Here is a 23,104-nt window from a genome sequence, read left to right on the forward strand (position 1 = left end):
AGGGTGGGAAGAGGACGAAAGGAGCACTTCATGAAGAAAATTCTCATGGTTCTGACCAGCGTTTCCGAGATCGGCGATACGGGAGAGGCGACCGGCTACAACGTGGCCGAGGCCGCGCACCCTTGGAAGGTCTTCAAGGATTCCGGGCACTTCGTTGACTTCGCCTCCATCCAGGGCGGCCAGCCCCCGCGCGACACCGTGGACACCGAAGATCCCATCCAAGTTGCTTTCACCGAAGACGAGACCACGCGCGCCGGTCTCTACAACACCGCCCGAGTCGACGTCATCGACCCCAGCCAATACGACGCCGTCTACCTCGTGGGTGGCCACGGCACCATGTGGGACTTCCCAGACAGCGAAGGCCTGCAAAACATCGTGGCTAACGTCTACAACACCGGCGGCGTAGTCGGCGCGGTCTGCCACGGCCCTGCCGGTCTGGTGAACGTGGAACTCGACAACGGGTTCCGCCTCGTCGAGGGACGCAGGGTGGCTGCCTTCACCAACGACGAAGAAGTTGCCGCGGAGAAGGACAAAATCATCCCATTCTTCCTAGCCGATCGGCTGGAAGAACAAGGAGCAACCCACGTGCCAGCGGATAACTGGGCGGAAAACGTCGTAGTTGACGAACGCCTGGTCACTGGACAGAACCCCGCCTCAGCCGCCGGTGTGGCCAAGGAAATGGAGAAGCTCCTAGCGGAGGCCATCCACCAGGAGAAGGCCGAGGAATCGGACGAGGCCGACGCCGTGCGGGCCGAGAAGGACGCCGAAAAGGCGGCCAAGAAGGCAGCAGAGGCGCACCCTGAGCATTAAGACGAACAGTTCACTGTGACTGGCGGTCGTCCCCTCGAGGGGACGACCGCCAGTTGTCGTTTCCGGCAAATTTGAACGTCTCTGTGCCGGGGGTTGCCACAGCGCTTCCCGGTGCATCCCGCCGCTTCTTATGTTGTTGGCCGGGGTCGACTCCTCCAGACCGATTCATCTCGAAAATGAAGCCGCACACTGACACGGGTTAGTACGGTTCCGGTCCGTCGGGAAGCTGCGTTCACGCACCAAGGACCATTTGGTCACTTTACCCCCCACTTCCATGCCGGGCACCACCGAATTACTGGAGTTGGGCTGACACCGTCGGGGCACGAAAACGCGGACCTCTCCTGCTATTCCGCAGGAAAGGTCCGCTCTGGTTTTCCAGCAGTGGCTGGCCCCCGTTTTGCCGGGGCCTAGGCGTCCTGCAGGTTCTTTTTGTCGCCCTTCGTCTGGACCTTCTTTGGGTCCAGTTGCAGGAAGCAGGCCGCAACAACAGCCAGCAGCAGCAGGCCGATGGCGAACCACAGACCGCCCAGCCCGCTGCCGGTACGGGATTCCACCGCACCCATGATGGTCGGTCCGAAGAACCCTCCGGTGATGCCAATGGTGTTCATCAGGGCCAGGCCGGAGGCGAGGGTGACCCCGTTCAGGCGGGTGCCGGGCACCGAGAACATGATCGGCTGGACCACGAACCAGAACAGGCCGGCCAACGCGAAGCCGACCAGACTCAGCACCGAGCCGCCCAGCACACCGATGGTCGTGCCGACGCTCATGGCAATCAGGCCAATGATCACGAAGTTCTTGCTCTTCTGCGGGGTGTTGGCACGCGGGGTGATGAACAGTGCCCCAAGGGCGCCGAAAAGCCACGGGACCGCAGCCAGGGATCCGACCAGCCACGGTGCCATGTCATTGGACTTGGCAATGACACTGGGCAGGAAGTAGGTGACGGAGTACAGGGAGACCTGGTGGGCTAGGTTGATGAAGATCGCCAGCATGACCGTGCGGTCTTTGAAGATCTGGAAGAACGAGTGTGTGCCGGAGGCCTCGATCGACTCGGCTTGTTCTGCCGCGAGGCGGCATTCCAATTCGGAGGATTGCTCGGCCGTGAGCCACTTGGCGTCCTGGGGCCGGTTCGGCAAATGCTTCCAAACCACGAAGGCCAGCAGCACAGCGGGGATGCCTTCGATTATGAACATCCACTGCCAGCCGTGCCAGCCGCCGATGCCTTCCATTTCCAGCAGCAGGCCGCCCAGCGGACCGCCGGCGACGACGGCAATGCAGGCACCGATCAGGAAGTAGCCATTTGCCCGCGCCCGTACATCGCGACCGAACCAATAGGTCAGATAGAGCATCACACCCGGAAACAGTCCCGCCTCGGCGGCGCCCAACAGGACCCGCATGATGTAGAAGGAAGTGTCATTGACGACAAACGCCATGCAGGCCGAAAGCACGCCCCAGGTGATCATGATACGGGTGATCCAGAAGCGGGCACCGACCTTGTGCATGATCAGGTTGCTGGGGATTTCCAATGCCGCGTAGGCCAGGAAGAAGAGCCCGGCGCCGAGCCCGTAGGCTGCGGCACTGATCCCCAGGTCGATTTCCAAGCGGTCCTTGGCCATGCCGATATTGGTCCGGTCCAGGAACGAAATGATGTAGGCGAGAATCAACAACGGCATGAGTTTGCGGAAGTTGAGCTTGTTCATGGCTGCCACATAGGCCGGGTTGCCGGGCTTCAGCGAAGCGAGTGCTTTCATAGCTGTCCTTATGTCTGGTGCAGGGCGGCGACCATGCACACACGATTTTAGTGGGTTGGTGGGAGGGTGTGCGCTACAGCAGGATCGAGAGCGGATGTTCAATCCGCTCCTTGAAGACGCGCATGAGCCGGGCGGCCACGGCACCGTCGATGACTCGGTGGTCGGCCGAAAGCGTGCACGTCATGACCGTGGCCACGGACAGTTCTCCGTCGTTCACCACGGGACGTGGTTCCGCGGCCCCCACGGCTAGGATCCCTGCCTGCGGCGGGTTCAGGATCGCGGAGAACTCCTTGGTGCCGAACATTCCGAGGTTCGAGACGGTGAAGGTTCCTCCGGCCAATTCCTCCGGGCGGATCTTGCCGGCGTGCGCGCGCTGCGCATAGTCGGCGATCGTGGCGGAAAGCTTGGAGATCGAGGTGCTCTCAACGCGGCGTGCGATCGGTGTCAACAGCCCGGTCTCGGTCGCGATGGCCACCGAGATGTCGGCATGGCGGTGGCGAATGATCGCGTCCCCGTCCCAGGTGGAGTTTGCTTCGGGCACCTCGCTGAGGGCCAACGCCATCGCACGCACGACCAGGTCGTTGACCGTGATCTTGCGGGGTGCCCCTGCATTGATCTGCTTGCGCAGTCCCAGCAGCTCGTCCATGCGCACATCAACGGTGAGGTAGAAGTGCGGGACGGTGGTCTTGGATTCAGTCAGCCGGCGGGCAATGACCTGGCGCATTCGGGTCAGTTCGATGCGTTCGGTGCCCTCTGCCAGGGCATCGGGCTCCGTTGCCGGCTGTTCGGGGGCCGGAGGCTCCGCTACGGGGGTAGAACACGCGGCGGCGGCTTCGACGTCTTGGCGCAGGATGCGGCCGGACGGGCCAGTTCCCACGAGCACGGCGAGGTCTACCTCTAGCTCGCGCGCCAGACGGCGGGCCAACGGGGAGCTAAAGACCCGCGGCGCGGCCGGTGCCCGATCCGCGGGATTCGAGGGGGCCTGGGGCCATGGGTCGGATTCACCGGGACTCGGTGCGCCGGCCAGGGCAGGCTCCGGCACCGCTCCGGCAGCGGCCAACAACGCATCAATCGCGGCATCGTCATCACTTTCCGCGGCGATGACGGCGATCGGCGTGCCGACCTCCACGTCGATCCCGGGGCTGACCAGGAGGCGGGCCACTACGCCGGCGGTGTCGGCTTCCATTTCCACCGTGGCTTTTTCCGTCTCGATTTCTGCCAGCGGCTCGCCGATCGCTACGGTTTGGCCGACAGATTTGAGCCAGGCGGCGAGGAACGCCGAGTCGGCGTCGGCCACGATGGCCGGCATCTTCACAAGGGTTGCCATAAGAGCTGTTTCTCCAGTTCCGGTGGGCCTAGCGGCCCAGGTTGGTGGCGGCGGTTGCCAGCGCTGCGTTGATTTCTTCGCGGCCGGTGAAGGCCGCACGTTCCAGCACCTTGGAGATGCTCGGCGAGGACTCCGCACCGGTCACCCGCTGGATCGGGGAGTCGAGGTAGTCGAAGTAGCGCCGCTGGATCTCGTCGGAGAGCCAGTCGCCATAGGAGGTTCCTCGGGCGCCCTGTTCGACGATGAGCACGTTATTGGTTTTCTTGATGCTCGTCCCGATGGTGTCCCAGTCGATGGAAGCCCTATCTAGCCAGCGCAGGTCGATGACTTCGGTGTCCAGCTGGGATTCTTCCGCGGCAGCCAGCGCCGGCGCGACCATCGCCAGGTAGGTCAGCACGGTGAGTTCGCTGCCTTCGCGACGTACGGCTGCCTTGCCCAGTTCCAGATGGTGGTCGAAGTCGGAGACCGGGGACACTCCGGTGGAGGAATAGAGGTCCACATGCTCGATGATGATCACCGGGTCGTTCAGTGCCAGCGCGGTGTTCATGGCCCCGACGTAGTCGAAGGGCGTCGATGGGGCAACGATGCGCCACCCGGGCTGGGTCGCGAACACCCCGGCCGGGTCCATCGAGTGCTGGGAGCCGTACCCGGTTCCCATGGCGACCTTCGAGCGCAACACCACCGGCATGGTTCCCTGGTCGCCAAACATGTGACGGGACTTGCCGATCTGGTTGAACAACTGATCTGCTGCAACCCACATGAAGTCGGCGTACATGAACTCGATCACGGGCTTGTAGCGACCGTCCATGGCCATGCCCCCGGCGAGCCCGGTGAACGCGTTCTCCGCGATGGGGGTTCCCAGCACCCGGTCCGGATGTGCGTCGACCAATCCCCGGGTCGCACCGTTGGTTCCGCCCTTGAGCCGGTGCACGTCTTCGCCCAGGACCACGATTGACTCATCGGCGTCCATCCTCGCGCCCATGACGTCGGCGACCGCGTCGATGAACCGGCGTTCGGCCAGCTCACCGACGAAGGTCTCGGCCTCGGCGGTACGGGCGCTGGCCAGTTCGCTTCCGTCTCCGCGGATTCCCACGTCCACAAAGGAGGGGTCGGGCCACAGCTCGGGGCGGATTCGGCGGCGTTCCTTTGCCGACTCGGGGTCTTGCTCGGTCAGTGCCGCCACGGCCTCGGCGCAGGCGGCGTCGATCACAGTGGTCATCGCGGAGATCGCCTCCCCGTCCATCAGTCCGCGGCGCAGCAGTTCTTCTGCCACGCGCAAGATCGGGTCGCGTTCACGCCAGGCTTTTTCCTCTGCCTTGGACCGGTAGCCGAAGGCGCTTCCGGGAAACGGGCCGTTCTGGTGGAAGAAGCGGTAAACCTGGGCCTCGATGAGCGCCGGGCCGTGGCCGGCGCGCATGTGCTCGGCGGCTTGTTCGGTGGCCAGGTAAACGGCCAACGGATCCATGCCGTCCACACGCCAGGAGCGGATCCCAAACCCGGGTCCACGGCCAGAAAGCCGGGATTCACCGGTGACATCGGCAACGTGGGTGGAGACCGCGTAGAGATTGTTTTCAATGAAGAACAGCAGGGGCAGCTTCCAAGCGGCAGCAAGATTCATGGTTTCCAGCGAAGAACCGATATTTGTGGCACCGTCACCGAAGTAGGTTGCCGTCAGATCGCTGGACCCGGCCCCCGCGTCCGTGTGGCGCTGCGCCCAGGCGTTTCCCGCGGCCAGCGGGACTCCCCCGCCGACGATCGCGTTGGTCCCCAGGGCCCCTGCTTCGAGCCACTGCAGGTGCATGGAACCGCCCCGGCCGCGACTGAAACCTTGTTCCAGTCCGAGGATTTCGGCCAACGTTCGCTGGAGCAATTTCTGCAGTTCTGGAGATACCGGCTTTCCCGGGTCCATGCGGCCGCCGTTTCCCCGGGCCAGGTAGGACATGGCCTTGGCCAAGAACTGGTGGTGTCCGCGGTGGGTACCGTTGACGCCGTCGCCGGGACGCATATCGATGGCGGAGCCCACGGCCCCGCCTTCCTGGCCAATGCTTGAATGGGCTGGTCCGTGGACCAGGCCGGCGCCGGCAAGTTCCAGCACCGCTTCTTCGAACGACCTGATCACCTGCATCTGCACCAGCATGGTGCGCAGCAGCCCGGGATCGGCGGCGTCCCAGTCCGCCGCCGTGGTCGTAAGTTCGACCCAATCCACGTTCGGGGTCAGGGGGTGTGCTTCTGGCATGTTGTGTTCTCCGCTGGGTTTGGCCCGCCGGCATCCGGTAGGTCTGATCGTCGTGACGTGATGTCCGTCTCGGAAATCCAATGTAACCACAGATTGGATACAACGCAAACGAAAACGACGTCTATTTCACACTTTCATGCAAGAATAGTGAACAAATGGATCCAAAGACTCGTTCAAGGTCCCACCCCACTCGATTTTCGGCAGGAATTAATAACCATGGCATCCCCTCTCGCAACAGCACCCGTAGCGGTGGTGACCGGCGGCGGCGCAGGCATCGGCCTGTCGTTCGCCGAACGTTGGGTCGACGGTGGCGGACGCGTCGTGCTGCTCGATGTATCCCCTAGCCACCTGCGGACCGCGGTCGCCCGGCTCGGGCCGGACAATGCGCGGGCCCTCGAGGTCGATGTCACCAACGACCAGGACGTTGTGGCCGCTTTCGGCTCGATCGCTGACACCGAAGGGTCGCTGGATGCCCTGGTGAACTCCGCCGGCCTGTCCCGCCCGGCGCCTAGCCACCAGGTCGACCCCGCGTCGTTCAACCGGGTTCTGGACATCAATCTCACCGGCACTCTGCGCGCCTGCCAACAGGCATTCCCACTGCTCGCGGTCTCGCCGCGCGCGGCCATCGTCAATCTTGCCTCGGTCGCCGCGCACTCGGGCATGCCGGGGCGTGCCAGCTACACCACGTCCAAGGCCGGTGTCGGCGGGCTGACGCGCACGTTGGCAGTGGAATGGGCACCCCACGGCATCCGCGTCAACGCCGTGGGACCCGGCTACGTCCGCACGAACCTGACAGCCACGCAGATCGAGTCGGGACTGCTGGATGCGGCCCCCATCGAAAAGCGCACCCCGCTGGGCCGATTTGCCGAACCGCAAGAAATTGCCGAGGTCATCAATTTCCTCGCATCCCCTGCCGCCTCCTACGTCACAGGTCATCTAATGATGGTCGACGGCGGCCTGACCATCGACGGGAACTGGTACGAATGAGCACCCCACGTTACGACTTCACGAACAAGACGGCCCTGATCACCGGGGCGACCGGAGGCATTGGGCGTGAGATCTGCCGCCTATTCGCCGATTTCGGGGCCAATCTGGTCATGCTGGACCTTGACCCCGGGCCACTGGCCGCGCTGGCCACAGCGCTCGGGGCCCCGGGCCGCGTGGCCACACTGGCAGGAAACGCCTCCGCGCAATGGACCATCGATGAGGCCCTGTCCATGGCCGCGGCACGCTTCGGAGCCGTGGATGTACTGGTTCCAGTGGCCGGAATCTACCCCGAGTCTCCCGTCATCGAAACCAGCAACGAGCTGTGGCGCCAGGTCATGGACATCAATCTGGACGGGACCTTCCGGCTATTGCGGTCCGCTGCCCCGCTGATGAACGACGGCGGCGCCATCGTGACCTTTGCTTCCGTGGCAGGGCACCGCGGCAGCAAGAACCACGCGCACTACGCGGCCAGCAAAGCTGGAGTCATCGCCCTGACCCGTTCCCTCGCCCATGAACTTGGGCACCGAAATATCCGCGTCAACGCGGTTTCCCCGGGCACGATCTCCACCCCGATGGTCCAAGCCCTAGTGGCCGAACGCGGGGACTCGATGCTCTCCGGGACCCCGCTGCACCGCTTCGGCCGCGCCGAGGAGGTCGCCCAAGCCGCCGTGTTCCTAGCCAGCGAAGGCGCAAGTTTCATCAACGGGGAGACACTTCACGTCAATGGCGGGCTTTTCATGGCTGGTTGATACTGCCCCTGAGTAGCCGTAATTCAGCGCGAACGCCTCCCACGTCATATGATGAATCCGAATCAGACGAGAATGAGGTCAATTGGTGAAGAAGTCCGCAAGCCTGCGCATTGCGGCGGCGCTGCGTCAGGAAATTCTGGATGGCATGCGCAAGCCCGGCGAACGCATCCTGCAGGAACTGGTGGCCGAGGAATTCGGTGCCAGCCGCCTGCCGGTGCGAGAAGCCCTGCGCATGCTCGAATCGGATGGACTGGTCACGCTGGTGGCCAATACCGGTGCATGGGTCACCGCCATGGACTTGGCCGAATGCACCGAAACCTACCTGATTCGTGAACGACTGGATTCGCTTTTGCTTTCATGCGCCGTTGCCAGGTACACCGAAGCGGACGTTAATCATCTTGAGCGGCTACTGCAGGCCATTGAAGACGCCACTGATGTGACTGGATATCTGGCTGCCGATCGCGAATTTCACCTGGAAAGCTACAAGCCAGCGCGCATGGACAACCTCTATTCCATGGTGAAACGCATGTGGGACACCACCGAGCACTACCGCCGCGCGTACTCCCAAATCATCGGCTGGGAGGGACTGCAAATCACCCATTCGGAACACAAGCTTCTCTTCGAGGCCTTCAAGCATCGGGACGCCGAGGACGCCGAACGCCTCATGTTCTCGCATCTACGACGCACCCGACTGGAACTGGCCCGACACCCCGAAGTTTTTGACCCCGCAGCCGACTGACACTTGTTCAAACAGCGAGGCCGACTGTCACCCTCCGTGTCCCAGTGGCTTTGTCCACACAACGCGACTCTCCGCCCGTCGATCAAGTAACTAATGTCGCCCCGTGGATCCAAAATCGGAAACTCTTTGAGCCCATGTTCGTACTCCAGGCCAGTCGACTTTTGGCGACTTTTAGAGTTCAAAGAAACATCGCCGAGAGCAACGGGTAAGGCAATGCCAGTGCTCTGGATGCATGGAGCAACGGACACAACGCGAACATTGAACTAGTACGGTTGCGATCCCCGGTGAGGCGCATGAACGGCAAGGCTCAGAGTCCCCGACGCTCCGAGGAGGCTCAACTCCGTCAGCGAATCAGAGATTTCAAGATCTCGACCACGTGACAAGGCCAATTGCAATTCTTTGTATCGCGTCCTCCAAGAGCGTGCGCCCCAGAGAACCTTGACGGCCGTCAACAGCAGGTTTTTCACCACGCGGTTCATCCGGAGGAGCCAGGTGTCAGGCGCTCGCCAAGGGTGGGAAGTGGACGAAAAGAGCCAGATCCAAAGTCACGGGTCCCAGGGCACCGAAGGCGGTTTCCGGTGCGGCAGAGCAGCTTATTGTTTTGTTAACTTGCGGCGGCAGGTGCCACCGGTGTCGGTGATGCGCTGTTGACCTCGACCAGCAAAGCCGCGGCGATGGCATCGAAGGCGTGCAATGTGGGAAAGAGCCGGGCTGGGTCCTGCGGAATCGGCCAGCTGGACAACTTCACTGCCACAACTTCGGCGGGACGATTGATATAGACCATCTGCCCGTGGATCCCGAGGCACAGCACCACGTCGTCGCCGGGGTACGGGAACCACATCTGGTTCCGGTACATCCCGCCTGGCATCAGGTTGTCCACCGGGCTGTCGGCAAAGGCATCGCGGGAATCAGGTGCCCCGGCAAAGGTCTGGGCTATCCATTCTTTCGAGAGCACCTGCTCGCCGCTCGGTGAGAGTCCGTCGTTCAGGAAGAGGGAACCAAAACGGGCCATGTCGCGCATCGTGGCGTTGATCCCGCCATCGAATATCCCGGTGCCGAACTGGTCGATGCCCATGGTGGCATCGAATTCAGCGCCGAGCTTGCTCCACACCAGCTCGGACATCAACGCGGCCATGGGGCTCTTTGCTGCGGCCTCGCAGACCCAGCCAAGCATATCGGTCTCACAAGAGCGGTATTCAAAGACTCCGCCGTGGGCCGTCTTGCGGACCAACGTGCGCAAGTACGGGTACATGCCCGTTGGCCCGGGAGCCCTGAGGGCGGACCAACCGATGGCCTGCTCCATCATCCGCACCCCTGCGCTCGGGTCCAGATAGTTCTCGGAGAATTCAATGCCCGAGCGCATGTCCAGCAACTGGCGCACCGTCGCTCCGGCATATCCGGCATATCCGGCATCGGCAAGCTCGGGAAGGTAGTCGGTCAATTGCGCGTCGACATGAAGTACCCCCGAGTCGCACAAGGCTCCGGCCACCGCGCCGATCAGCGACTTGCTCATGGACATCAGCAGGTGCGGGGTCTGGGCGCCCATCTCTCCGAAGTACTGCTCGGTGAGCACCGTGCCGCGGTGCATGAGCATCCATCCGTCGGTCTCTGTCGTATTCATGATTGCGCCAACACTCACCGGCGCTCCCCCGGGAATCGCCGGGGCCACCATGACCGAGTCCAAGTCACGCAGTGCCGCCGATAGCTGCGCTACCGGTCCCTCGCCTCGGGATATTGCAGCCGTGGGCAGGAAGTCGGCCATATGTTGGAAGGACCAGCGCAGGTTCTCGGGCAGCTTCCAGTTGTTCATGTCCACACCCGCCGGGACGTAATCCAAGTTTGTGCCGTCCATGAGTATTCCCTATCCGTTGCTGCCCCAGTGAATATATGGACATTACCACTGGGTAACCCTCCCGCCCCAGTCCACTCCGTCAGTACTCCGGGCGGAGCCGACTATGACGTACCGGCAGCCGGCATAACAGCGGTGGGCTGCCGGTGCTGTGAAGAAAGTTGAGAAGTCTCTGGTGGTGTCTTCCCCCCGGTAGGGAGCCGAAATCATGGCGAAAACGAGGCACTGAGAACTGCGAAACGTGACAAAAACTTCGGCATGTAATCTGGAATTATCGGTTCCATCTAAATTAGGGGGAAACCTTGGAGTATAAAAACTCTGCGGGGCTCTATGTCGGCGGTATCAGCCTGATTCTTGCCGGCCCACTAATCGTTTTCATTGCAGTAACGTTCCATGCCTGGATGATTTTCGACAATCCCTCAGCCAACGTGGACGGTGTCTTCATAGGCTTAGGCGTATTCGGAGGGCTGCTAGGCATTGTGGGACTGATCCTCCTGATTGCGGCGACGTACCGGGCGCTGGTCAAGATCGATGCCATGCAGGTGATGCGCCCCTCAGCATCAAGGGAAAACCGGCCAGCCGACCACCGGTAATCATCCATTCGAGGCCTTGGCCGCACCGGCCCCCGGCAACTACTTGTTTTTGGCGGCAGCCATTGCCTCCATGATTGACTGCCCTGCCAGCAGCGGAGTTTTCCCCTTGGCGACAGCTTCAAGAGCCGTCACGATGCGCTGGCCCACCTCGATAGTAGTTCCACCCATCGCAGCACCAGCTAGGCCCTCCATGGATCCCAAGACTTCCACCACAGCGGTTTCCACTGCATGGGCGGCAACAGGTTCACCCAAGTGCGCCAGGCACATCGCCAAGGAAAGCACCGCGCCGGCGGGGTTTGCCAAGCCCATTCCGGCGATGTCCGGTGCTGAGCCGTGGATCGCTTCGAACATACTCGGTGCACTGCCATCGAGGTTGAGGTTTGCACTTGCGGCAACACCCAACCCTCCCTGGATCACCGCACCAAGATCGGTGATGATGTCGCCAAAAAGATTATCGGTCACCACCACATCAAAACGCTCCGGAGAGATCGGCAGGTGGAAACACATGGCATCAACGTGGACGTAGTCCGTCTCCACCTCCGGGTAGCGCTTGGCAACATCGGCCATAGTGTCGCTCCACAGCCTCCCGGCCTCGACCAGGATGTTGGTCTTGTGGCACAGCGTCAGTTTCTTGCGTCGTGAGGCCGCCAGGCGAAAGGCATAGTCGATCACGCGTTCAACACCGGCCCGGGTATTGACCGATTCCTGGATCGCGACGGCGTTCTTTGTTCCTGCATGCACCGTCGAGCCGCGCCCCACATAGGCACCCTCGGTATTCTCCCGAACGATCACCAAGTCGCAGCGTTCGGGACTCAGGTCAGCGATCGGCGTCTTCACCCCGGGATACAGCCGTACCGGGCGCAAGTTCACTGCCTGTTCAAACCCCTGGCGCATGGCCAAAATGAAGCCGCGCTCCAAGATGCCAGGGGTCACCGATGGATCGCCCATGGAACCAAACAAGATGGCGTCCTTGCCCCGTAGGCTCTCCTCGATGGGTCCGGCGAAAAGCTCACCGGTGGCCACATAGTGTTGGGCGCCAGCCTGAATATGCTCGCGTTCGGTGGCAAAACCAAAGAGTTCCTCGGCCTTGCCCAAGACGGCCAAGGCGCAACCTGTCACCTCCGGGCCGATCCCGTCACCCGGGACAACGGCCAGTGAATAGGTGCGTGCGGGGGTAGTCGAACCGGCTGTCATTGTGATCTCCATTGCATCGTCCTGCCATTGACCAGTAGTCTACCTATATCACTGGTAAGACCACTCGTTCAATAGCGGGCCCGACGGCGGACCCCGGATAGGATGACCACCCATGAGCACCCGCTCCCCGTTTCCCGCCCAGTTGGCCCAGATGCTGCCCGTGGGCGAGCACGGTGTCGGGTCCACCACCAGCTCACCTGTCGTTTTCCCCTATGACGGCTCGGTCATCGGCCAGGCACCCTGCGGCGATGCCAGCACCGCGGCACTTGCCTTGGACGAGGCAGCCGGCACGCAGGCGGTCATGGCCGGAACCACCACCGGAGCCCGCCGGGCACTGTTGATGGCCATCCACGATGCCCTGGCCTCACGCGGAACAGAGCTGCAGGAGCTGCTGGTGCTCGAAACCGGCAAGCCCGCCATCGACTGCGCCGTGGAAATGGCACGCACACTCACCACCTGGCAGGCAGCCGCCGAGGAAGTCACCCGGATGACCGGCGAAACGGTCCCTCTCGATCTGCAGCCCTTGGGCACAGGAATGCTGGGCTACTACACCCGTCGACCAGCAGGCATTGTGGTGGGTATCGCCGGTTTCAACTACCCGGTGCTGCTGGCGAGTCACAAGATCGCCCCGGCACTGGCCGCCGGATGCCCCATCATCATCAAGCCCTCCCCCGATACTCCGCTGGCCACCTTGTGGATGGTGGCGCTGATCCGCGAGGTCTTGGCCGAGCACGGTTTGCCGCGCTCGATCGTGCAATTAGTCAACGGCGGGATAGAAGTCGGCGAGAGACTCGTGAACGATCCGCGCGCCGCGGTAGTCTCCTTCACCGGTTCGGCCGACGTGGGCCACCAGATCGCCCGCGCCGCCGCGCCGCGCAAGGTAGTCCTCGAGCTCGGCTCCAACACCGGGCTGATCGTCGACGCCGATGCCGATCTGGATGCCGCCGTAGACGCGGTGATCCGCGGCGGATTCTACGCCAACGGGCAGGCCTGCATCTCCATCCAGCGCGTGGCGCTGCATCAGGACATCGCCGCCGAATTCACCACCAAGCTCGCGGCCCGGATGCCCGAAGTGGTGGTTGGCGACCCACGCGATCCAGCGACCCGAGTAGCCCCGGTCATCAATGCCGCTTCCGCCACCCGCATCCGGACCTGGATCCACGAGGCATTGGACGCCGGAGCCCAGATCCTGGAAACCGAGGCGGCCCCCGAGAATCAAGACGGAACCGATGCCCTGGTGCGCCCCACCGTGCTCTTAGGGGTGCCGCGCAACTCCGCTTTGTGGGCGCAGGAAATCTTTGGTCCGGTGTTATGCCTAGAAACTGTCGCAAACATCGACGAGGCCATCGATTTGGTCAATGACTCCCGTTATGGTCTGCAAGCCGCGGTCTACACCCGCTCATTGGCCAACGCCTTCGAGGCCATTAATCGCTTGGACGTCGGCGGTGTGGTGGTCAACGAAATCCCGGGCTTCCGCTCCGACATCATGCCCTACGGCGGGGTCAAAGACTCCGGGGTGGGGCGCGAAGGACCACGGTGGGCCATCGAGGAATTCACCATCACCCGCATGGCCATGATTCGTCCGGCCTAAGAGAACTCAGCAGCAAGCGAAGGAAACGAACGTGAACGCAGCAATGGATTACAGCAAATTGTTCCGCCTTGACGGACGCAAGGCCATGGTGATCGGTGCCGGCAGCGGAATCGGTCGTGAGGCTGCCCTGGCGCTGGCCGCCCAGGGAGCAACGGTGGTATGCGCCGACAGGAACCTTGAGGCGGCCACGGAAACCGCCCAGCTCGCCGGGGCCCTGGCCACCGCCTACGCACTGGATGTCACCGACCTTGAAGCCGTCACCGCAGCATCCGCAGCACACACGGATTTAGATTCGTTGGTCTTCACTGCAGCCACCAACGTCCGCAAGCGGATCGCCGAGTACTCCATGGAGGAGTTCGACACCGTGGTGAATTTGAACCTTCGAGCCAGCTTCTCACTGATCCGTGCCTTCGCCCCGAACATGGCCCAGCACGGGGGCGGATCGATCACCGGTTTCGCCTCGATCCGCGCGACAGTGGTGGAGCCGGGACAGGGTGTCTATGCCGCGACCAAGGCTGGCCTGGTCCAGCTGCTGAAGACCGCCGCCGCCGAGTTCGGTCCCCAGGGCGTTCGGGTAAATGCGATTGCCCCGGGTGTGGTGGAGACCCCGTTGACCGCCCAGATCAAGGCCAACCAAGAATGGTACGACGCCTACGCGAACAAGAGCGCGCTGGGCCGCTGGTCGCGACCTGAGGAATTGGCCGGGGCCGTGGTCTACCTGGCCTCGGAGGCAGCCAGCTTTGTCACCGGTTCGGTACTCACCGTCGATGGTGGCTGGACTGCCATTGACGGGCGCTTCACCCCGCCGTCCTAAACTAAAAACCTCGTCTCAACAAGATGGGCCGTGTTGCTTCCCTCAATTGAGGGAAGCACCACGGCCCATTTGTGGTTTCACGACGTCGCGGTGCTGCCCCCGGGCTAGGGAACCCGCGACCAGTCCGGGGCCGCGTCACCACGGACCGACTCGTACCAGGCACACGCAGCCAGCACGTCATCGTCGGCCCCGACGCGCCCTGCCACCTGCAACCCGATGGTGCGCCCATCGGAGGTGAACCCGCAGTTGATCGTTGCCGCGGGCTGCCCTGACATGTTGTAGGGCAGGGTGAAGGAAATGTGGGTCATCGGCGTATCCGGGTCATTCGATGGCATCGGGTCTTCGGCGCCGAACGCCGCCATCGGGGCCACCGGGGAGAGCACCAGGTCAAAGCCCTCGGTGGCTTCCCGGGTCGCCTGCTGCAATTGGCCAAAACGTTGATAATTCTGGATTGTTGCCGCACCGTCGTAGTCCTTGCCGCCGGTGCACCACCGGGCGATGTACGGCAGCAGGCTGCCGCGTGCTTCCTCGTCCAGGGCCTTGTAGTCGGCCCAGGACCGGGTGCGCCAGAAGGCGTCGATCCCGGTAAGCACTTCTTGGGTCAGGAATGGAGCCACGGACACCACGGTGGCCCCTGCCGCGGAGAACATTTCTGCGGCGCTCTGGACAGCTGCCGCCACCTCCGGGTCCACTGCGGCACCCGGGCCTGCGTGGAGCTGTAAGCCCACACGCAGGCCCCGCGGTGAGGATAGGATTTTGGTCCAATCCATCTGCGGGTAGGGACGGGTCGAGTAGTCCCGGGCATCCGGGCGGGCTATGACGCTCATCAAGTCCGCGGCACCGGCCACGGTGCGGGACAGCGGTCCGGCAGCGCGCCCCAGATAGGGAGCATGCAGCGGGACCAGTCCGGCACTGGGTTTCAGTGTTGCCAAGCCCGCCCAGGTGCCGGGCAACCGGATGGATCCTCCGATGTCCGTGCCCACGTGCAGCGGCCCGTAGCCGGCCGCGGCTGCTGCACCGGCACCTGCACTGGACCCACCGGTGGTTAGTGCGGGGTTCCAGGCGTTGCGGGAAATCCCATGTAGGGACGAGACCCCGGAGGAGAGCATCCCCCAGTCGGGCATGGTGGTGGACCCCAGGATCACCATGCCGGCCTCCAGCAGCCTGTCGGTCACCGGGGCATTGGACTGGGCAATCGGCGGGTTGGCCAGGGCCGTGCCCGAGGGGACGGGGTGTCCGGCACGCGGGATGTTTTCCTTGACGGTGACAGGCACACCGTCATATTTCGATCGCTGTGTGCCGGCCGCCCAGCGGGCGGCGGAGGCCGCGGCGTCGGCGCGGACCTGGTCCGGGTCATGTAGGTAAAAGGCATTGAGCACCGGCTCACGCTCGGCGATCCGTGACAGGACCGCCTCGGCGACCTCGCGCGGGTCCAGTCCCGCGGCGAATCCGGCCGCTAGGTCGGCGGTGGTGGTGTCTTGGGTCTGCTGCGTCATGCTGGATTCCTTCTTCTCGGCGCGTTGTGACACATGCTCTGCAAGGCTCATGCGGTCCCTGCCTTGGCCAGTACCTCGGCATGCAGGTTCATGGAGCTGGCCACGAGCTTGGCGGTATAGGGATGTTGTGGATTGGTATACACCGATTCGGTGTCTCCAGCCTCCACAATGATTCCGCTTTGCATCACCACGACCTTGTCGCAGAGGTAGCGCACCACGGCCAGGTCATGGGAAACAAAAACGAGGGTGAGCTGGTAGGCATCAACCAAATCTGCCAGCAGGTTCAACACCTGAGCGCGCACCGAGACATCCAATGCCGAGACCGGCTCATCGGCCACCAGCACCCGGGGCCGGCAGATCAGGGCGCGGGCAATCGAGATGCGTTGGCGCTGACCACCGGAAAACTGGTGTGGATAGCGCTCGAGAGTCTCGGCTCCCAGGCCCACGGCCTCAAGCATCTCTTCGGCCATCTTCCGGCGCTTGGCCGCATTCTCGGTGCGTCCCGGGACCAGCAGCGGTTCGGTGACGATGTCCAGCACCTTCATCCGTGGGTTCAGCGAGCCCATCGGGTCTTGGAAGACGATTTGCAGTTCTTGGCGCAGCTGCACCAGCTGGGACTCTGGGGCCCCTGCGACCTCGTTGCCGGCAACCACCGCGGAGCCGGAGGTGGGCTGGTCCAGGCCGGCCAGGATGCGCAACAGCGTTGACTTGCCCGAGCCGGATTCTCCCACCACACCCAGGCGCTCCCCCGGGAGCACCGTGAAGTTGGCCTTTTGCAACGCATGGACCTCGGTGGGCTTGCCAAAGAGCGAAGTGCGTCCGCGCTTGTAGGTGCGTGAAAGGTCGGTGATCTTGATGACCGGCTGGATCTCCGCGTCCTGCTGCGGGGCTGCGGGTTCCACGGGGGTTTCTTCGGCGGCCGCGGCGTGCGCTTCAGTCTCGGCGACCGTCCACGGGACGTACGCGGCGGCCGAGGCCACGGTGAACAACCGTCCGTCGTGGTCAGTGGCTTCCAGGTCACTGGCGGCCAGCAATCCCCGCGTGTAAGGGTGCTGGGGCCGGGTGAAGATCTCCTCGGTGGCACCTTGTTCCACGACCTTGCCGTTGTTCATCACCAGTACGCGGGTGCACATATTGGCCACCACCGCCAGATCGTGGGTGATGAACAGCAACCCGGTTCCGCGTTGCACCACCGACTCCAAGACCAGGTCTAGGACCTGGCGTTGCACCGTGACATCCAACGCGGTGGTGGGCTCGTCGCAGAGCAGCAAGGAAGGGTCATTGGCCAATGCCATCGCCAGCATCACGCGCTGGCGTTGGCCGCCGGAAAGTTGGTGTGGGTAGGCCATCGCGGCCTCGGCGGGGTCCGGCAGCTTGACCGAGGCCAGCATCTCGATGGCCTTGGCCTTCGCGGCCCGGCGCGAGGGAACCATCTGGTGCTGCAGCATGATCTCGGCGACCTGGGCCCCGGCCCGCATCAGCGGGTTCAGTGCCGTCAAGGGTTCTTGGAACACCATGGCCATATCTCGTCCGCGGATCTTACGCATGACCGCATCGGAGGCATCAACAAAGTTCGCTTCATGCCCGGCAAGTTTCACCGTGCCGGTGGCCTGGAGCCCGTCGGGCAGCAGGCTCATCAACGCGGTGCTGGTCACCGATTTGCCGGACCCCGATTCACCGATCAGACCAATGCGCTCACCGCGGGCCATCGCGAAGTTCACGTCGTGGACCAGCGGGAACCTTCCGGTGGATACCGATAGTCCTTCGACGCTGAGCAAGGTATTTTCATTCTTCATGAACGTTCTCCGTTCAGCTTGGGATCAAAGCGGTCGCGTAGACCGTCACCCAGTAAGTTGAAACCCATGACGGCCACGGCAATGGCCAGGCCTGGCCAGACCACCAGCATCGGGTTGATGGAGATGTACTGCTGGGATTCCTGCAGCATCCGACCCCAGGAAGCCGTGGGCGGCTGCGTGCCTAGGCCCAGGAAGGACAGTGCGGCTTCGGCCAGCACCGCCAGGGCAAAGGTCACCGAGCTCTGCACCACCACCATGCCGACAATATTGGGCATCACGTGGCGCCAGGCCACGCGAAGTGCCGGTTGCGAAGAGGCGCGGGCCGCCTGCACGTATTCGGTGCTCATCACCTGCAGCGTCCCGGACCGAGCAATGCGCGCAAACCCGGGGATCGAGCCGATACCGATGGCCACCATCGCCGAGACGGTGCCCGGACCATAAACTGCGGCAAACATGATCGCCATCAGCAGGGCCGGGAAGGCCAAGAGGATATCGGCGAAACGCATGGTGACTTCTTCGGTGGCACCACGTTTCATCCCGGCAAGAATGCCCAACGGGGTGCCGACCAACAGGGCGATGCCCACGGCCACCAAACCGACCAACAGCGTGATCCGGGCACCATAGAGGATGTTGGAGAAGACATCGCGTCCCAGCCGATCGGTGCCCATCAGGTGGCTGAGGCTCGAGCCTTGGTGCTTTTCGGCAAAAAACTGTTCGTAGGGGTTATACGGCGTCCAGATGAAGGACAAGACCGCGGCCAGGACCACCAGGGATACCAGCACGGAGCCGATGAGCATATTGGTGTTTCTGCGCCTCGAGCGCTTGGCGCGCAGCTCGGTGATTGATGATGTTGTCATGGTCCGCTCCCCTAGGCCGATTTCCGAATTCGCGGATCAACCACGGTGTACAAGAGGTCAACGATCAAGTTGATGGCCAGGGTGATTCCCACCAGCACCATCACCACGGACTGGACGGTGAGCATGTCCCGGTTGCCCACGGCATCGAGCAGCATCGAGCCGAGTCCCGGGATCACAAAGACCCGCTCAATGACCACCGCACCGATGATCAGCGCTGCCAGCTGAACGGAGGTGACGGTGATGACCGGGATGGCCGCGTTGCGCAGCCCGTGCTTGAACAGGGCCTTCATCGGCGACAGCCCCTTGGCCCGTGCGGTGCGCAGGTAGTCCTCGCTCATCACTTCCAGCACGGCCGAGCGGACGTAGCGGGTCAGGATGGCTGCCTGGACCGAGGCCAGGGCCACCACCGGCAGCGCCACCCGGGAGAGGAATTCGCCGAAGTCCACCCCGGGGGCGGTCCAGCCGTTCGAGGGGAACCAGCCCAGCTTCAGGGCAAAGAAAATCACCAACAGCAGACCGGCCAGGAAGCCGGGAATCGCGATGCCCAACTGGCTGACCGCGCTGACCACCGCACCGGAGACCTTGTTGTGCCGCACCGCGGCAAAGGTCCCGAACGGGATGGCGATCACCAGGGCCAAGATCATGGCCAAGAGCACCAGGATCAAGGAGACCTGCACCTTGTCCAGCACCATCGGGCTGATGTCCTGGCGGGAAAGGTAGGAGGTGCCAAAGTCGCCGAAGGGTAATCCCGAGGCCCAGTCGAAGTATTGGACCAGCACGGGCCTATCGGTACCGAATTCGGCGCGCTTGGCCTCGAGCAGCGCGGGGCTGGCGTCGACTCCGAGAGCGATTTGGGCCGGATCGCCCGGCACCAGGCGCAGCACCACAAACACCAGGATGCTGGCGGCGATGATGCTTGCGACGAATCGGGCGATGTTGGTCAGGATGCGCATGACCATGGCTGGCCCTCCTGGGATCTGGGTAGTGGTGCAAGGTCAGGGATCGGTTCCCTCGACTATGGCGAGCGAACCGATCCCTGGGGTGGAGACGTCGGGGCCGGCTACTTCCAGCCGATGACGCTCAGATCCAGTCCTTCGGACACGGCGTTGGCAGGAATCCCGGTGACGTCAGCCTTGGCCAAGACGGTGTTGGGGAAGATGAAGAGCGTGTCGGATGCTGCATCGTCGACGATGGTGCGCACGACCTTCTTCATCCCCTCGATGTAGCCTGCCTCATCGGCCTGGTCCGCCGCCGCGGCCTCGGCCTTGATCTTCGAATTGTCGTATCCGATGTAGTAGTCCGGATCGTTGAAGATGGTCAGCACGTCACGCGGTTCAACAGCCAGGATGATGGACATCTGGAAGTCGTGCTTGGTGAAGACCTTATCCAGCCAGACGGCAGGGAACTCGGAGGATTCGATGGTCGCGTTGATACCCACATCCTTGAGCTGGGCCACGACGATCTCCGAGATGGCCGTGGCGTAGGGGCGGGTCGGAACGGTGAAGGTGATGTTCGTATTCTCTGCCCCGGCTTCCTTCAACAGTGATTTGGCCTTGGCCGGGTCGAAGGGGTATTCGCCGTTGAGGTCCTCGTAGTACGGATCCGTGGGCGGAACCGGGCCACCGACCAAGGTGCCCTTCCCGTTCCAGGCCGCGTCCATGACTGCCTGGCGGTCAATGGCGTACATGACTGCTTGGCGTACCTTCACGTCGTCGAAGGGCGCCACGCGGTTATTCATCGAAAGAATGATTTCACCGGTCGAGGTGCCATCAAGGATCTGGTACTCCGGGTTGCCTTCAAAGGTCGTCAACAGATCCGGAGCCTGCATGTTGTAGACGATATCGACATCACCGGATTGCAGGGCGTTGGTCGTCGCGGTGACATCGGCGAAGTACCTGAGCGTCGCGGTTTTGATCTGTGGTGCCTCACCCCAATAGTCCTCGCGTGCAGCCAGGGCCATGGATTCGTTCGGCTTCCAAGACTCGACCGTATAGGGGCCGGTGCCAATCGCCGTTTTGGCCAGGTCGTCGACGCCGCTTTCATCGAACATCGCGCCAATACGGGTAGCCATGTCGTAGAGCCAGGCGTTGCTGGGTTGCTTCAGGACGATCTGGACTTCGGTGTCGCTGAGCACTTTCACGGAGTCAACGACATTCATCTTGTTCTTGACGCTGGAAGTCCAGGCATCAGATTTAACGCGGTCGATGCTGAATTTCACGTCTTCGGCGGTGAAGTCCGCGCCGTTGGAGAATTTAACGTCCGGGTGAAGTTTGAAATCGTAGGTCTTCAGGTCATCGCTGACGCTCCAAGATTCCGCCAGCAGCGGCTCAAGGGCGCCCTCCTGGTTGATCTGCACCAGGCCTTGGTAGACGTTGGCCATGAGTGCCTGTGGTATCGCGGCTCCGGCGGTGGTGGTGAAGTCGAGGTTCACGGGCGGGCCGGTCAGCGCGAGGGTGACTGAGGTCTTCTCGCTCTCGGTCCCTCCGCTGCTTTCGCCGGAGCCAGCGGAACACGAGGTCAGCGCGAGCGTCGCGGCCATTAAGGCAGCAAGCGAGAGGCTGGTCTTCTTGGAGCGGGACATGGGCATGCTCTCCGATGTTAGAGGGGGTGGAAAATCATTCCGCCCTTTAGTATGTGATTCATCTAACAGCAGGGTGCTGTATATTTCAACCTATACGCATGGTCTTACCAGTTAGATGAAGTGGCGTTGGTGCGGCCCCCAGAGGGGCGCTGAGACGGCTCCGGGTCCGGCACCGGACCGACAGGTCGATTCAGGCGCGGATTCGCACCTAACCTTACCGCTGGCACAGGTCACGGACCCAAGCGGACGAGTCCGATCCCCTCCGACGAAGGAGCAGAATATGACATATATCCCTCTTCCCGGGACCGTTACTTTCCAAGGCCGGATCGGGCGCACCCATGAGGATTCTGTGCCCTGGTGGCCGGAGCCCGACGCCGCTACCCCGGGTTCCCCCAACATCATCTACGCGGTTCTTGACGACGTGGGACTCGCGGACCTGGGTTGCTACGGATCAAAGATCCGCACGCCACATCTCGGCGGTGCAGCAGGAAGCACGGATTTCCCCGCCGTCCTGCCGAATTTCCAGGGATGGTATGGTTTGCACCTGGGTGCGGACAAGCTATCCCCCGTCTCATCGAGCAACACCGGCGTTTTTCCCTTCACGGGTAGGCTGGAGAAAGTCGTTTTCACTTTGTCCGAATCCAAGGAAACGACCGTTTTCGAGGCGGAGGACTAATGGCCAATTCCCCCTCTACATCGCCCCGTGCACCTATGTCCGGCCAATCGTCCGGTCCCGGTACATCCAACACCTCGAGCGTCAGGTCCCCCATGAATACCGTCTCCTTCACTCCGGCCGTGGCCACCCTCACCTACGAACGGGTGGTCGAACAGATCGAGAAGGCCATCACCTCGGGCTCCATCGTGCCCGGTGACCACCTGCCCTCCGAACGCGAGCTCATGGTGCAGTTTTCGGTCTCTCGTCCGACCATCCGCGAGGCATTGCGCGTACTCCAGTCCATGGGTTTGATCGAATCCAAGCCCGGTGGTCGAGGTGGACCCAAGGTCCTCGAGCCTTCCCCGGCAACGCTCGCCCGATCGTTTACCACCATGGCCCGGCTCGAAGCCCTCTCCATGGATGATCTTGTTCCATTCAGGCTGGTGCTTGATTCCGCCGCGTGCCGTCTGGCAGCTGCCCTGCACACCCCGGAACAGCTCCAGAGAATGGAATCCGGGATCGTGCGTATGGAAGCAGCGGTGGGCACCGACGCCGAGGCCTTCGCTCGAGCAGATGTGGAATTCCACGAAGCAGTCTGGGAAGCCAGCGGTAATGCGTTGGTTTCCCTCTGTGGCCAGGCCGTATCCGGCGCCATCTTCGACCTGATCAGCCAACAGTTGAAGGATTCACCCGACTCGACACGCACCGAGGCCGATTCCGCCGCACTGGACCGGGGCATCTTCGAGGCCATCGCGGCCCGCGACGCAGTGGAGGCGGGGAGGCTCGCCCGGCAGGCGATCTACGACCGCTACTCCGATTTGCTCCCTACCGGTGGCGTGCTGGGACTGGATGCCCTGCTCGGTTAGGCAATAACGGCTCAACACGGAGTGCTGGAGAGCGAGCTCGAAGCCGTTGCTCCCACCTTGGAGATCGATGCGACTATCGAGGGGAACTACAAGGTGGGCTCCGGCCCAATTTCAGGTGGTGGCCTGAGTAAAGGGACCACCCCTGTTGCCCCCAACTCAACGAACGTCTCGGGGCTATATCGGGCCACCGGAAATGAACTCGAGCCTCGTGTCATC

General features: G+C 62.7%; 19 protein-coding genes. 9 read left to right on the forward strand and 10 right to left on the reverse strand.

Annotation, left to right across the window (positions count from 1 at the left end; all coding sequences use genetic code 11):
• Positions 1-30 precede the first annotated feature (30 nt).
• Positions 31-810 (forward strand): type 1 glutamine amidotransferase domain-containing protein, encoded by a 780-nt coding sequence (locus ADIAG_RS05430; RefSeq protein ID WP_007270319.1) that lies wholly within the window; start codon positions 31-33, stop codon positions 808-810.
• A 407-nt stretch (positions 811-1,217) separates the two neighbouring features.
• Here the strand turns inward: ADIAG_RS05430 and ADIAG_RS05435 are convergent, their stop codons facing one another.
• From ADIAG_RS05435 to ADIAG_RS05445, 3 genes are all read right to left on the reverse strand, one after another.
• Complete coding sequence (locus ADIAG_RS05435; RefSeq protein ID WP_007270320.1) at positions 1,218-2,558, reverse strand: MFS transporter; 1,341 nt, start codon at positions 2,556-2,558, stop codon at positions 1,218-1,220.
• Positions 2,559-2,631: 73 nt separating this feature from the next.
• Entirely contained in the window at positions 2,632-3,885 is a 1,254-nt protein-coding gene (locus ADIAG_RS05440) for a dihydrolipoamide acetyltransferase family protein (RefSeq protein ID WP_007270321.1), read from the reverse strand.
• A 28-nt stretch (positions 3,886-3,913) separates the two neighbouring features.
• Positions 3,914-6,121 carry an alpha-ketoacid dehydrogenase subunit alpha/beta gene (locus tag ADIAG_RS05445; RefSeq protein ID WP_007270322.1) on the reverse strand — a complete coding sequence of 736 codons (2,208 nt, stop codon included), beginning with the start codon at positions 6,119-6,121 and terminating at the stop codon, positions 3,914-3,916.
• 216 nt (positions 6,122-6,337) lie between these two features.
• Here ADIAG_RS05445 and ADIAG_RS05450 point away from each other — a divergent pair, with 216 nt between their 5' ends.
• From ADIAG_RS05450 to ADIAG_RS05460, 3 genes are all read left to right on the forward strand, one after another.
• The gene (locus tag ADIAG_RS05450) at positions 6,338-7,108 is read left to right on the forward strand and encodes an SDR family NAD(P)-dependent oxidoreductase (RefSeq protein ID WP_007270323.1); all 771 of its coding nucleotides are present in this window, start codon (positions 6,338-6,340) and stop codon (positions 7,106-7,108) included.
• On the forward strand, positions 7,105-7,857 hold the full coding sequence (locus ADIAG_RS05455; protein WP_007270324.1) for an SDR family NAD(P)-dependent oxidoreductase: 753 nt from the start codon (positions 7,105-7,107) through the stop codon (positions 7,855-7,857). Before ADIAG_RS05450 ends, ADIAG_RS05455 begins: the two co-directional genes overlap by 4 nt.
• Positions 7,858-7,942: 85 nt before the next feature.
• On the forward strand, positions 7,943-8,596 hold the full coding sequence (locus ADIAG_RS05460) for a GntR family transcriptional regulator (RefSeq protein ID WP_007270325.1): 654 nt from the start codon (positions 7,943-7,945) through the stop codon (positions 8,594-8,596).
• A 604-nt stretch (positions 8,597-9,200) separates the two neighbouring features.
• Here the strand turns inward: ADIAG_RS05460 and ADIAG_RS05465 are convergent.
• Entirely contained in the window at positions 9,201-10,448 is a 1,248-nt protein-coding gene (locus ADIAG_RS05465; RefSeq protein ID WP_007270326.1) for a serine hydrolase domain-containing protein, read from the reverse strand.
• Positions 10,449-10,747: 299 nt separating this feature from the next.
• Here ADIAG_RS05465 and ADIAG_RS05470 point away from each other — a divergent pair, with 299 nt between their 5' ends.
• The gene (locus tag ADIAG_RS05470) at positions 10,748-11,038 is read left to right on the forward strand and encodes a hypothetical protein (protein ID WP_007270327.1); all 291 of its coding nucleotides are present in this window, start codon (positions 10,748-10,750) and stop codon (positions 11,036-11,038) included.
• A 39-nt stretch (positions 11,039-11,077) separates the two neighbouring features.
• Here the strand turns inward: ADIAG_RS05470 and ADIAG_RS05475 are convergent, their stop codons facing one another.
• The gene (locus ADIAG_RS05475) at positions 11,078-12,232 is read right to left on the reverse strand and encodes a 3-isopropylmalate dehydrogenase (RefSeq protein ID WP_043473659.1); all 1,155 of its coding nucleotides are present in this window, start codon (positions 12,230-12,232) and stop codon (positions 11,078-11,080) included.
• A 112-nt stretch (positions 12,233-12,344) separates the two neighbouring features.
• On the opposite strand from ADIAG_RS05475, the gene ADIAG_RS05480 reads away from it, so the two are divergent.
• Together ADIAG_RS05480 and ADIAG_RS05485 are read left to right on the forward strand one after the other, a co-directional pair.
• The gene (locus tag ADIAG_RS05480) at positions 12,345-13,823 is read left to right on the forward strand and encodes an aldehyde dehydrogenase family protein (protein WP_007270329.1); all 1,479 of its coding nucleotides are present in this window, start codon (positions 12,345-12,347) and stop codon (positions 13,821-13,823) included.
• 43 nt (positions 13,824-13,866) lie between these two features.
• Positions 13,867-14,637: an SDR family NAD(P)-dependent oxidoreductase gene (locus tag ADIAG_RS05485; RefSeq protein WP_043473661.1), complete on the forward strand. Its 771-nt coding sequence runs from the start codon at positions 13,867-13,869 to the stop codon at positions 14,635-14,637.
• Positions 14,638-14,741: 104 nt separating this feature from the next.
• Here the strand turns inward: ADIAG_RS05485 and ADIAG_RS05490 are convergent, their stop codons facing one another.
• The 5 genes from ADIAG_RS05490 to ADIAG_RS05510 form a co-directional block, all read right to left on the reverse strand.
• Positions 14,742-16,184, reverse strand: a complete 1,443-nt coding sequence (locus tag ADIAG_RS05490) for an amidase (RefSeq protein WP_007270331.1) — start codon at positions 16,182-16,184, stop codon at positions 14,742-14,744.
• Entirely contained in the window at positions 16,181-17,929 is a 1,749-nt protein-coding gene (locus ADIAG_RS05495; protein ID WP_007270332.1) for a dipeptide ABC transporter ATP-binding protein, read from the reverse strand. Before ADIAG_RS05495 ends, ADIAG_RS05490 begins: the two co-directional genes overlap by 4 nt.
• Positions 17,926-18,786, reverse strand: a complete 861-nt coding sequence (locus ADIAG_RS05500; protein WP_007270333.1) for an ABC transporter permease — start codon at positions 18,784-18,786, stop codon at positions 17,926-17,928. Before ADIAG_RS05500 ends, ADIAG_RS05495 begins: the two co-directional genes overlap by 4 nt.
• A gap of 11 nt (positions 18,787-18,797) precedes the next feature.
• Positions 18,798-19,745 (reverse strand): ABC transporter permease, encoded by a 948-nt coding sequence (locus tag ADIAG_RS05505; protein ID WP_007270334.1) that lies wholly within the window; start codon positions 19,743-19,745, stop codon positions 18,798-18,800.
• A 101-nt stretch (positions 19,746-19,846) separates the two neighbouring features.
• Positions 19,847-21,367 carry an ABC transporter substrate-binding protein gene (locus tag ADIAG_RS05510; RefSeq protein ID WP_007270335.1) on the reverse strand — a complete coding sequence of 507 codons (1,521 nt, stop codon included), beginning with the start codon at positions 21,365-21,367 and terminating at the stop codon, positions 19,847-19,849.
• Between the two features lie 280 nt (positions 21,368-21,647).
• Here ADIAG_RS05510 and ADIAG_RS05515 point away from each other — a divergent pair, with 280 nt between their 5' ends.
• Positions 21,648-22,043, forward strand: coding sequence for a hypothetical protein (locus tag ADIAG_RS05515; protein ID WP_007270336.1), 396 nt, complete (start codon positions 21,648-21,650; stop codon positions 22,041-22,043).
• Between the two features lie 92 nt (positions 22,044-22,135).
• Complete coding sequence (locus tag ADIAG_RS05520) at positions 22,136-22,888, forward strand: FadR/GntR family transcriptional regulator (RefSeq protein WP_007270337.1); 753 nt, start codon at positions 22,136-22,138, stop codon at positions 22,886-22,888.
• Positions 22,889-23,104 lie beyond the last annotated feature (216 nt).

Origin of the sequence: Paeniglutamicibacter gangotriensis Lz1y, from assembly GCF_000348945.1 — a bacterium.
Classification (GTDB): domain Bacteria; phylum Actinomycetota; class Actinomycetes; order Actinomycetales; family Micrococcaceae; genus Paeniglutamicibacter; species Paeniglutamicibacter gangotriensis.

Coding starts and splice junctions, on each gene's coding strand:
- ADIAG_RS05430 (WP_007270319.1), top strand. CDS start 31: ATGAAGAAAATTCTCATGGTTCTGACCAGCGTTTCCGAGATCGGCGAT.
- ADIAG_RS05435 (WP_007270320.1), bottom strand. CDS start 2,558: ATGAAAGCACTCGCTTCGCTGAAGCCCGGCAACCCGGCCTATGTGGCA.
- ADIAG_RS05440 (WP_007270321.1), bottom strand. CDS start 3,885: ATGGCAACCCTTGTGAAGATGCCGGCCATCGTGGCCGACGCCGACTCG.
- ADIAG_RS05445 (WP_007270322.1), bottom strand. CDS start 6,121: ATGCCAGAAGCACACCCCCTGACCCCGAACGTGGATTGGGTCGAACTT.
- ADIAG_RS05450 (WP_007270323.1), top strand. CDS start 6,338: ATGGCATCCCCTCTCGCAACAGCACCCGTAGCGGTGGTGACCGGCGGC.
- ADIAG_RS05455 (WP_007270324.1), top strand. CDS start 7,105: ATGAGCACCCCACGTTACGACTTCACGAACAAGACGGCCCTGATCACC.
- ADIAG_RS05465 (WP_007270326.1), bottom strand. CDS start 10,448: ATGGACGGCACAAACTTGGATTACGTCCCGGCGGGTGTGGACATGAAC.
- ADIAG_RS05475 (WP_043473659.1), bottom strand. CDS start 12,232: ATGACAGCCGGTTCGACTACCCCCGCACGCACCTATTCACTGGCCGTT.
- ADIAG_RS05480 (WP_007270329.1), top strand. CDS start 12,345: ATGAGCACCCGCTCCCCGTTTCCCGCCCAGTTGGCCCAGATGCTGCCC.
- ADIAG_RS05485 (WP_043473661.1), top strand. CDS start 13,867: ATGGATTACAGCAAATTGTTCCGCCTTGACGGACGCAAGGCCATGGTG.
- ADIAG_RS05490 (WP_007270331.1), bottom strand. CDS start 16,184: ATGAGCCTTGCAGAGCATGTGTCACAACGCGCCGAGAAGAAGGAATCC.
- ADIAG_RS05495 (WP_007270332.1), bottom strand. CDS start 17,929: ATGAAGAATGAAAATACCTTGCTCAGCGTCGAAGGACTATCGGTATCC.
- ADIAG_RS05500 (WP_007270333.1), bottom strand. CDS start 18,786: ATGACAACATCATCAATCACCGAGCTGCGCGCCAAGCGCTCGAGGCGC.
- ADIAG_RS05505 (WP_007270334.1), bottom strand. CDS start 19,745: ATGGTCATGCGCATCCTGACCAACATCGCCCGATTCGTCGCAAGCATC.
- ADIAG_RS05510 (WP_007270335.1), bottom strand. CDS start 21,367: ATGTCCCGCTCCAAGAAGACCAGCCTCTCGCTTGCTGCCTTAATGGCC.
- ADIAG_RS05515 (WP_007270336.1), top strand. CDS start 21,648: ATGACATATATCCCTCTTCCCGGGACCGTTACTTTCCAAGGCCGGATC.
- ADIAG_RS05520 (WP_007270337.1), top strand. CDS start 22,136: ATGAATACCGTCTCCTTCACTCCGGCCGTGGCCACCCTCACCTACGAA.